General features: G+C 67.2%; 1 protein-coding gene and 1 pseudogene. Both read right to left on the bottom strand.

What is annotated here, in order from left to right:
* Positions 1-1,352 (bottom strand): methyl-accepting chemotaxis protein (locus tag DIS04_RS20240; RefSeq protein ID WP_162623140.1); only part of this gene is annotated, 1,352 nt, incomplete at its 3' end.
* Between the two features lie 48 nt (positions 1,353-1,400).
* Positions 1,401-1,679: pseudogene (locus DIS04_RS20235) on the bottom strand (methyl-accepting chemotaxis protein); the annotation flags it as partial.

Raw genomic sequence — 1,679 nt, 5'->3', positions numbered from 1 at the left:
TGCTCGGTGCGCGCCGAGAGGTCCTCGTTGCCGCGGGCGATGGAGCGCGACGCAGGGGTCACGACATCAATGCCCTGCTGCACGCTGCGAGTAGTGCTGTAGAGGCTCTTGCGCATGGTGTTGAGCGCACCGAGCAGCGCACCGATCTCGTCGCGGGTGCGATCCGGCGAGCGTACCGCCAGGTTGCCCGAGGCGACCTGCAGGGTAAAATCCACGGCGCGACGCACCGGCCGGGTGATCGCGCGCAGCGTCCAGGACCCCAGCAGGATCAGGAACAGGATGCCGATCGCCAGGGCCGCCAACTGCCCCGAGAGCATCATCGCCTGGCCACGCTCGGCCTCCTCGGCCAGTTGGTTGGCATAATCGAGCTTGCCCTGGATCAGCAGGTTGACGCTCTCGCTGATGGCCTCGACTTCCGGCCGCAGCACATCGTTGTAGGCCTCGTAGGCGGCAAAGCCGCTGCCGTCGATCAGTGCCTGCAGCGTGGGGCGAATCCCCTCGTCGATGGCGACGCCGAGCTGGGCGTCGAGGGTCGTGATCGCCTCCTGCGACGCATCCTCGCCGTCGAGGAAGCTCTCCCAGGCGGCACCGATGCGCTCGGTGACGCCCTCGGATTCATCGGCCAGCTCCTGGATCTGCTCCATGCGCAGCGCCCTGGGGTTGCGCACCGGGCGCTCCAGGTCGGTCATCAACTGGCTCAGCAACTGGTCGATGCGCTGCAGGTCGGCGATGTCCTGCACGCCATTGCCATTGATGTAGGCGACCCGGTCCCCCGACACCTTGAGGCCATAGAGGCCCACGGCCCCGCTGAGCAGCAGCAGCAACACCGGCACCAGGGTCAAGGTGACCAGCTTGGCGCGGATGGAGTGGAGGTTGAGGCGCGAAAACACGCCCAGCAGCCCGCGCCGCACCAGGCGGCCCTGCTTGAAGGTCAGCCCGCGGCGGCCTTCCCGCAACTGGGAGTAAGCGCGAGCCGCCGCTTCGGCGGTGGCCGGCTCGGCCGGAGTGCTCACCGAGGTATAGCCCTGGCACTCGCCCTCCTCGAGGATCGGGGTGGCCGTCGCCTGCACCCAGTAGTGGTCCCCGTCCTTGCGCCGATTCTTGACCACGCCTTGCCAGCTCTCGCCCTTCTTGATCGTCTTCCACAGATCCTCGAAGGCCTCGGGCGGCATGTCGGGATGGCGAATCAGGTTGTGCGGCGCACCGATCACCTCCTCGTGGGAGAAACCGCTGACCTCGACGAACGCGGAGTTGGCGTAGGTGATCCTGCCTTCCAGGTCCGTGCGGGTAATGAGCAGATGCTCATCGCTCAGCTTGAATTCACGCTGGGTTACCGGCTGGTTGTCGCGCATCGTTGTTATCCTTTGCCGCCTCGTATGAGTGTGTTCCCTGCCCCGCCTCTAGAACGTTTCCCACTCCGTCTCGGCTGCCGAGCGGGGCGCCTTGGCCTGCAGCCGCTTGGCGGGGAGCGGGTCTTGCTGCGAGACTGACGGCTTGCTGGCGAAACCGGCCGAACGACGGGCCTCGGCCTCTTCCCTGGCAGGTACCTGCTCGGGGCCGGCACCGCGCAGGCGGAAGACGCGAATCGCCTGGGCCAGCTGCTCCGCCTGGTGTTGCAGGTCGCTGGCCGCCCGTGCGCTCTGCTGCACGCGCTCGGCATTCTGCTGGGTCACCTGGTC

The organism is Billgrantia lactosivorans, from assembly GCF_003254665.1.
GTDB classification, from domain to species: domain Bacteria; phylum Pseudomonadota; class Gammaproteobacteria; order Pseudomonadales; family Halomonadaceae; genus Halomonas; species Halomonas lactosivorans.
This window is presented reverse-complemented; position numbering and strand designations above follow the sequence as displayed.